An 8,960-nucleotide genomic window follows, 5' to 3' on the forward strand; every position below is an offset into this window, starting at 1 on the left:
ATTGAAATATCTGATTAATTTTATAACTTGAATCTTGTATGATATAGCATCCAAGACCGCAGTTTAATTATACAATAAATACATCAAGGGACAACAAGACCAATATCTAAATTTCTGATTTATTTTTAGAAAGGTGTACATATGGAATTCAGACGAACTCATTTCACTTCACACGTAACATCCGATATGGATGGCCAGACCGTAAAACTAACAGGCTGGGTCCATGAAATTCGAGACCTTGGCGGCATATTGTTCCTGATACTGAGGGACCGTGAAGGCATGGCACAGATAACGCTGTTCAAAAAGACCATAGACCCCCAGGTACTTGAGACTGTCAAGGGTCTAAGCCGCGAATCGGTCATACTGGTGGAAGGTTCTGTCAAACTGGAAGCCAAGGCCCCAAATGGCTATGAACTGGTACCTTCCAGAATAGACCTGCTAAGCCCTGCAAAATCACCCCTGCCTATGGATACCACAGGCAAAGTGGATGCAGAACTGGACACCAGGCTTGATAACAGGTTCATTGACGTGCGCCGTCCTAAAACCCAGGCAGTGTTCCACATTCGCCATCATGTTCTCTCTGCTGTCAGGAGATTTTTAGAACAGGAAGGATTCCTTGAGATCAACACACCCAAGGTAGTGGCCACAGCCACAGAAGGCGGTACAGCACTATTCCCAATTACATATTTTGATACTGAAGCCTTTCTAAACCAGAGCCCGCAATTGTTCAAACAGATCATGATGAGCGCCGGTATGGACCGGGTGTTCGAGATCGGACCCATATTCAGGGCAGAGGAGCATGATACAACGCGCCACCTCAATGAGGCCACAAGCATCGATATCGAAGCAAGTTTTATGGATCACGAGGATGTCATGCAGATATTGGAGCGGTTGATCGCTTATGTATATGAAACAGTAATAACTGACGCTGCATCCAGCCTTAAGACCCTGGGGAAAGAACTGAGTGTTCCCAGGGTTCCATTTAAGCGCCTGACCTATGATGAGGCTATTGAGATCAATAATGAGCACTCAAAGGAATTACTTGAATGGGGAGATGACCTTTCTACCAATGCTGAAAAAGTAATTGGAGGAGTCATAGGTGAACATTATTTTATCGTGGATTGGCCCACAGAAATCAAACCATATTATACACAACCGTATGAGGACAATCCTGCTCTTACCAAAGCCTTTGACCTTATGCATCCCAGGATGGAGCTTTCATCGGGAGCCCAGCGTATACATGACCATGATCTGCTGTACAGGCGCATCCAGGACCAGGGTTTGAACCCTGAAGGTTTCGAATTCTATCTAAAGGCGTTCAGATATGGTATCCCGCCCCATTCAGGCTGGGGTCTGGGGGCGGAACGGCTTTTAATGACCATGCTTGATATTGATAATATCAGGAATGTAGTATTGTTCCCAAGGGATCGAAGAAGAGTATCTCCATAAATACTGTGTAAGTTCATATCATAATTCAGTTTAAATGCCTAATTCATTACCAAAAAATATTTTACTATCTTGACCAACATAGTAAAATGGATATGAGTATTAATATTGAGTAAAATCTATGATTAGCGAAAATAGAGATATTCTGATAGAACGGTTGGAAAATAAGCTGTCCGAAAAAGAACGGGAAATTGATGAGATGCACGATTCACTCAAAGAGTCAATCATAACAGAACTCCGGGAAGGTTTGAAGGACGACCTTGATTTTGATAAAAGGATATCAAATCTGGAAAAGAAGGTCAAGGATATGGGCCTGGCTTATGATGGAGTAATGAAAGAACTTTTGGATCAAAAAACTGTAATACAGGATTTTAAAAAAAATCATCTTAAAAATGATATTGTGAGAGAGGTAACATCACCTGATAAACCAAAGACCGGGTCTGATTGGCCAGAAACGATGCCGAAAAATGACAAGCAGGATAAAGACCGGGCAGCCAGATCAACTTCCGAGTACATAATCGCTGAAAGCAGAGAAACCGAGACTCCTCCAGCAGAAAAAAAAGAAGAAACAAAGATCATTATTGCCCAAAGAGCCACTTCAAAATCAGGTAAAAAGGGCGAGGTTGTGGTCGAGGCCAGGGATGACGAGGATGTTGTCATCGAATATAAAAAATAACATCATACAACTAAAAAAAACTGCATCATGAGGTATTAGGTGCATATAAAAGAAATCGAATTCCAGAACTTCAAGTCATTCGGAAAGAAGATCAAGATCCCTTTCTATGACGGTTTTACCACGATTTCCGGACCCAACGGCAGCGGCAAATCCAATATTGTAGATGGAATACTCTTTTGTCTTGGTCTTTCAAGTTCCAGGACGATGCGTGCAGAAAAACTTACAGATCTGATCTATAATGGGGATGGGAAAAAGAAACCTGATTTTGCATTAGTCTCTATTCGCTTTGATAATTCGGATCGCGAAATGACTGTAGATTCGGATACTGTGACCATTTCCCGCAAAGTTCGTCAGACAGAAGCCGGTTATTATAGTTATTATTATTTCAATGACAAGGCTGTGAGCCTTGGTGACATCCACAACCATCTTTCTAAAGCCAGAATCACACCCGAGGGGTATAACGTGGTCATGCAGGGCGATGTTACCAGGATCACCGAAATGACGCCTATGGAACGCAGGAAGATCATTGACGAGATCGCAGGAGTGGCCGAATTCGATAATAAGAAAGACAAAGCAATGAGCGAGCTTGATATTGTCAAGGAGCGCATTGAACGGGTTGATATCATCCTTGCAGAAGTGGATGTCCAGCGTGAAAAATTGCAGAAGGAGCGGGATCAGGCACTGAAGTACCAGAGTCTTCAGGAAGAGAAGGTACGGTATGAAGGATATGTACTGCTCTCCAAGCTCAAAGAAGCGGAAAAGGAATTTGAGAAAATATTGGAGGATATCGATTCCAAATTGGAATGCAAATCTGAACTTGAAGGGCTTCTGGCATCCAGGAAAGAGAAAATGGAAGAACTGGAGTCCAGTTTAAAAGAACTAAACGACCAGATCACCAGGATGGGAGAGGACGAGCAGATAACCATCAAAAGGCAGATCGAGGAGATTAAAGGCGAAATATCGGTCGGCCAGAATACTATTACACTTACTGAATCTGAAATTGCCGATCAGGACACCCAGCGCAGGAAAGGCCTGATCGAGATAGATAATATAAAAGGCAAAATAATCGAACTTGAGTCCAAGACACAGGAAGAAGATATCCGCAAGGAAGGTATCCACAGCGAGATTGGCGACCAGCAGACCCAATTGTTGGTGTTAAGGTCTAAGATCGCTGAAGTGGACTCGAAATTTACCCTTACCAGGGACGAGTTGTCACAGGTGAAACATGATCTGGAAGAGGCCCGCAACCGCAAGAATGAGCTGATGCGCAAGGAAGACCGCCTGCTCGATTCAATGAGGCGGCGCAGTGCAGAGATTAAGGATATTCAGGACGAGATCGAGGATTCAAAGCTTAAGATCAAGTCTGCTGATGACGACCGTGAAGATGTGGTCGAGTTAATCAGGGGCCTGAACCAGCAGATAGAGGACCTGAACAGGGATACGGATGACCTGGAATCAAACCGGTCCCAGATGAAGAGTGCACTAAAAGATGTGGAGGAAACCCTGCGGGGTCTGCAGCAGGAGTATATGACTGCGGAGGCCAGGGTAAGAGCTGCTAAGGAAATGTCATACAGCGGTGCGGTAGAGAAAGTTCTAAAGGCTAAGGAGATGCGGGAGCTTCCAGGTATCTATGGGACCATTGCTCAATTGGGAAAGGCAGATCAACAATATGCTGCTGCTCTGGAAGTAGCTGCTGGCGGGCGAATGCAAAGCATTGTGGTAGATACAGATGAGGATGGTGCCAGGGCAATATCCTTTTTGAAACACCAGAGGGCAGGCAGGGCTACATTTTTACCATTGAACAAGATGTCACCACCAGTGGGTTACAAGGATATTTCAGATATGGTCGGTGTGACAGACTATGCCATAAACCTGGTGGATTTCGACCTGAAATTCGAATCAGCGTTCCATTACATTTTCAGGGATACTCTTGTGGTGGAGGATATGGATACTGCCAGGCGTTTGATGGGGGGTTTGAGGATGGTGACCATGGAAGGCGATCTGGTGGAGAAGAGCGGAGCCATGACAGGGGGCAGCCGGGGCAGAAGCGGACTATCCTTCGGAGCGGGTGAAGAAGATAAGATCTCCAAGTTGGCCGAGCAGATCACAGAATATGAGTCCAGGCGCAGTAATCTCATAAATAAACTGGATGGTGTGGAAAGCCATGTGTCAAGTGTCCTAAAGGAGATAAGGGATGTTGAGACCGAGATCACTAAAAGACAGTTGTCTATAGATGAGATAAACAGCCGGGGTGAGAGGCTCACGACCCTGATAGCAGAGAAGGAAGCTGAATTAACAGAGATAGAAGCAGGGGCTAAAGCACTGCGAGAAGAGATGAATACCCTGGAGGACAGCAAGAAGATTGTGGACCAGGAGATTGTTAAATTCACTTCCCAGACCGAAAAGCTGGAAGAGCAACTTAAAGGCTCGGAAGTGCCTGAGCTAAATGAACAAGCTCAGAGGATAGAGGATGAAATCCACAGGCTTGAGAACAGGACCAGGGACATCGAGGCTAATATCAATAATCTTAATACTGAATTAAAATTTTCTGCTGACAAGGTGGAAGAGATCAAGACCAGGCTTTCAGAACTGGACGGCAGGAAAAATGAATTAAGAGAGAAGATTGAACAACAGCGTACCAGGATAGATGAACTGGAAGTCAGCCTGGACGAAAAATTAAGCAGGGAGCAAGAGCTTGATGTGGAACTGGCAGATATGCGAAAACGGCGGGAAGACCTGCAGATGGAATATGCTGCCTGGCAGAAACAGTATGAGGGGATCAAGATTAAACTGGACAATTCCCTGCGCCAGATGATAGCGTTAAATGCTACACGGGATGCCCTTGATGAGCAGATCAAGGAATTCACGACCGAACTGGAGGAGAGGGGTGTAAAATTGACCGATGATGTGCCTGCTTTAGAGGAAGTGCAGACCCGGATAAATTCCATCACCAGTGCTATGACCAGGCTTGAGCCTGTGAATATGAGGGCTATTTATGAATATGATGAGGTTGAGCAGCGCAGCAATGATCTACGCAGCCGCAGGGATATCCTGAGTCATGAGAGGGAAGAGATACTGGAGCGGATCCACAAGTACGAGCAAATGAAGAAAGTGGCGTTCATGGAATGTTATAACGGGATCAATGAACATTTCAGGGTGATCTTCCATGAACTATCTGACGGGCCGGGAGAGTTGATGCTGGAAAATATGGATGATCCGTTTGCCGGTGGACTTACAATGAAGGTACAGCCAAAGGACAAGTCCCAGCTGCGCATGGAGGCTCGAAGCGGTGGGGAGAAGAGCCTGATCGCCCTGGCATTTATATTTTCCATCCAGCAATTCAGGCCGGCACCCTTCTATGCTTTTGATGAGATAGACATGTTCCTGGACGGTGCCAATGCGGAAAGGGTAGCCCAGAGGATGAAGAAGGTCAAGGAGAATGCCCAGTTCATTGTGGTGAGTTTACGCAAACCGATGATCCAGGCGGCTGAGCGGACCATAGGCGTTACTATGCAGGAGAATAATATCACCAGCATTACCGGGGTTAAGTTGAACTGACGATGTGAAAAATAATTGACATTGATCTATCCACATTGATTTTTTCTACCACTATAATTTCTTATTGACAATTAATACTGGAAAGTATACTGGGCATAAGCGCAACATTGCATTTAAAATGAAATATATTGCAATAAATCATTCATTTAAAAAGAAAATGCTTATAAACTAACAACACATTCTTCTTAATGTGATGGAATCCAGGATATTAAAAGAACTTATTATTGAACAAAAAAATGAGTTTGAACGTGATGATGACCTTGTAAAAAGGAATGCACTGGACAACATAGCTGAATATCTGGAATTGCCCCATATTCTGATAATCTCCGGACTGAGAAGATCTGGTAAAAGTACATTGCTAAAGGAAATATATAAGGAATTTTTCAAAGATAAGCTCATTTTTTATTTCAATTTTGAAGATGAACGCTTGATAAATTTCACTGCTTCGGATTTTAATCTCCTCTATGAAACCTTTATTGAACTGATGGGTAAGGGTAAGATATTTTTCTTTGATGAGGTCCAGAATGTAAAGGGGTGGGAATTGTTCGTACGAAGGATGTATGACAGGGGTTTTAAATTCATAATAACAGGTTCAAATTCCTCAATGCTCAGCAAGGAACTGGGAACCAGACTCACAGGTCGCTATATCGGTATCGAATTATTTCCATTCTCGTTTACTGAATTTCTCAGTTTCAAGGCTAAAAAGTTTTTAGATACCATGCTGACCGAAGATCGGGCAATTGTAAAGAGACATTTCTATGAATATCTACAATATGGAGGCATCCCCGAATATTTGATTTACCAGAATGACCTGATACTCAAAACATTGTATGATAACATACTGTATAAAGATATTTTTGCACGGTATGGTCTTAATGATGAAAAAGCATTGAAGGAACTTTCTTTTTATCTTTTCTCTAATTACGGAAGTGAGATAAGTTACAACAAACTAAGGGTCATGCTTGGTGTGAGTATAAATACTGTCAAAAATTACATAGGATTCCTGGAGAACTCGTACCTGGTTTTTTCAGTTCCGCGATATGATTATTCTGTCAAAAAACAGATATATTCACCCAGGAAAGTGTACGTCATTGACACGGGTCTGATAACTATCACATCATTTAGATTTTCAAGGGATCTGGGAAAACTGCTGGAGAATCTTGTGTTCATCGAGCTTAGAAGAAGAAACTGTGAAACCTATTACCATAAGGAGAAATATGAATGTGATTTCATAATCCGGGAATATAATACGGTAACAGGTGCGATACAGGTTACTGCCAGTTTGAAGGAAAACCGTGAAAGGGAATATGACGGATTGATGGAAGCTCTGAACAGATATGACCTGGACGAGGGTTTGATATTGACGGAAGACGAAGAATTTGAAAACATGTACAGGGATAAAAAGATCATATGTATGCCTGTATGGAAGTGGCTGTTGGAATGAGAGTTGTCAAATTATTTTCCAATGTATTTATATATCTTAGAAAATATCTACCTTAGAAAAGGAAGAATTACCATGCTCTTTACTCCCATCAACATCAATGGACTGCATATTATGAACAGATTCGTGCGTTCAGCCACCCATGAATGGCTGGCAGATGAGGATGGCACACCTGCATCTGCTATTGGCCGCATGTATGAGGAACTTGCAAAAAATGAAGTGGGTCTGATCATTACAGGTTATTCCTATGTGAATCCCGCTGGAAAAAGTAGCAAGCGTCAGCAGGGAATCTATAACGACAAATTCATCGAGCCATACAAACAGATAACAGAGCAGGTACACAAATACGACAGCAAGATCATACTCCAGATCGTGCACGGAGGCAGGCAGGCCATGGTCACACCCGAATATTCTGTCACAATAGCTCCTTCTGAAGTCAAGGACTCCTTATCTGGAAAAGTCCCGACCGCCATGACCGAAGAACAGATTCACCAGACCATTGAGGATTTTGCCCAGGCCGTATACCGGGCCCGATCTGCAGGATTCGATGCGGTGCAGCTGCATGTAGCTCACGGTTTTTTGCTCAGCAGTTTCATCTCACCCTATACCAACCGCAGAACTGATCGGTGGGGCGGGTCAGTAGAGAACAGGGTGCGCATCATTGTTGAGATCATCAGGCGGGCCCGGGCACTGGTGGATGAAGACTTCCCGATCATGGCGAAAATGAACGCCACTGATGGTTTTGAAGGGTACGGGCTGGATGCACCTGAATGTGTGGAGATCGCCTTGGCTTTAGAGAAGGCTGGTATATGCGCGATAGAAGTGAGCGGCGGTATAGCAGAGGCCGGTGAAGTTATGTCCCGGCGGGCTATTGAATCGGGTGTGGATGAAGGATATTTCAAGGATTATGCCAAGCTGATCAAGGCGGCGGTGAACATACCGGTGATTTTGGTCGGGGGTTTGAGGTCTAAGGCGGTAATGGACGCGATGCTTGAAGAAGGATATGCTGACATGGTATCGCTGTGCAGACCGCTAATCAGGGAGCCTGATCTTGTGATGAAGTTTAAGGAAGGGGCTGATGAGGCAGAGTGTACTTCATGTAATCAGTGTTTTGATGAAAAGGGTGTCAGGTGTAACAGATAAATTGAAAAAATATGGTTTGAAGGGAGAAACCTATAACGGCATTCTTCAGTACATAATGAATAAGGTCGACTATAATGAATTCATGGAGCATCAATATAAGTTTTTAGAAGAACAATTCATTTTTCTGGAAGGAATTGATTGAATTAACCTGAATGCAGATTCAATATTAACACAATCAGTTAATCTCATTTTCGAGTCTTATGCTCGCAGTTTCAACCATACCCAAATAGGGGACAGTTCAAGAGCTTTAAATGCCCGATCCTTTACTTTCCCATAGTACTGTCTTGGGTTGGGACTATCAGTCAAAGCCTTGACAATATCTACAACGCTAAAATACCATTCATCATCATGCCAGATTTTGTTATCCATTATTCCCTTCCACCACCCACTCATGCGCCTTTATCTTCTCAATCTGCGCCTTGGGGACGGTGAGGTCGCCTTCGGGCTGCGCCTTCCAGTAGAGTTCAGACCAGCGGTCGTAGTTTGTTGGTTCGAGGTGGGGGGCGACTTTAGCGACGAGGTCGGTAGGGGTGCTGTCGGCGCTGAATTTTGAGGTTGGAGTGCAGCGATACGAATTTCGTCTCATTTGTGTCATTTTATATATTTTTGGATCCGCTCATTATGGTGTACAGCCTTGAAGATTGTTAATCATGCTTCTTGTATCAATTTTATTTGTTTTAAAAATGAAATAGCTTC

At 43.7% G+C, this 8,960-nt stretch carries 7 protein-coding genes; 5 read left to right on the plus strand and 2 right to left on the minus strand.

Annotated features, from left to right (window positions below):
• Positions 1-141: 141 nt before the first annotated feature.
• The 5 genes from aspS (at position 142) to IBX40_08235 (ending at position 8,264) form a co-directional block, all read left to right on the plus strand.
• Positions 142-1,449 (plus strand): aspartate--tRNA(Asn) ligase, encoded by a 1,308-nt coding sequence (gene aspS, locus IBX40_08215; GenBank protein ID MBE0524298.1) that lies wholly within the window; start codon positions 142-144, stop codon positions 1,447-1,449.
• Positions 1,450-1,567: 118 nt separating this feature from the next.
• Positions 1,568-2,122: a hypothetical protein gene (locus IBX40_08220; GenBank protein MBE0524299.1), complete on the plus strand. Its 555-nt coding sequence runs from the start codon at positions 1,568-1,570 to the stop codon at positions 2,120-2,122.
• Between the two features lie 39 nt (positions 2,123-2,161).
• Positions 2,162-5,680, plus strand: coding sequence for a chromosome segregation protein SMC (gene smc / locus IBX40_08225; protein ID MBE0524300.1), 3,519 nt, complete (start codon positions 2,162-2,164; stop codon positions 5,678-5,680).
• Between the two features lie 193 nt (positions 5,681-5,873).
• Complete coding sequence (locus IBX40_08230; protein MBE0524301.1) at positions 5,874-7,124, plus strand: ATP-binding protein; 1,251 nt, start codon at positions 5,874-5,876, stop codon at positions 7,122-7,124.
• Positions 7,125-7,196: 72 nt separating this feature from the next.
• Positions 7,197-8,264: an NADH:flavin oxidoreductase gene (locus IBX40_08235; GenBank protein ID MBE0524302.1), complete on the plus strand. Its 1,068-nt coding sequence runs from the start codon at positions 7,197-7,199 to the stop codon at positions 8,262-8,264.
• Positions 8,265-8,462: 198 nt separating this feature from the next.
• On the opposite strand, the gene IBX40_08240 is transcribed toward IBX40_08235, so the two are convergent.
• Together IBX40_08240 and IBX40_08245 are read right to left on the minus strand one after the other, a co-directional pair.
• On the minus strand, positions 8,463-8,633 hold the full coding sequence (locus tag IBX40_08240) for a hypothetical protein (GenBank protein ID MBE0524303.1): 171 nt from the start codon (positions 8,631-8,633) through the stop codon (positions 8,463-8,465).
• Positions 8,626-8,850 carry a hypothetical protein gene (locus IBX40_08245; protein MBE0524304.1) on the minus strand — a complete coding sequence of 75 codons (225 nt, stop codon included), beginning with the start codon at positions 8,848-8,850 and terminating at the stop codon, positions 8,626-8,628. The genes IBX40_08240 and IBX40_08245 overlap by 8 nt, the downstream gene beginning before the upstream one ends.
• Positions 8,851-8,960: the final 110 nt, after the last annotated feature.

It is taken from the genome of Methanosarcinales archaeon (assembly GCA_014859725.1).
In the GTDB taxonomy this organism is placed as follows: domain Archaea; phylum Halobacteriota; class Methanosarcinia; order Methanosarcinales; family Methanocomedenaceae; genus Kmv04.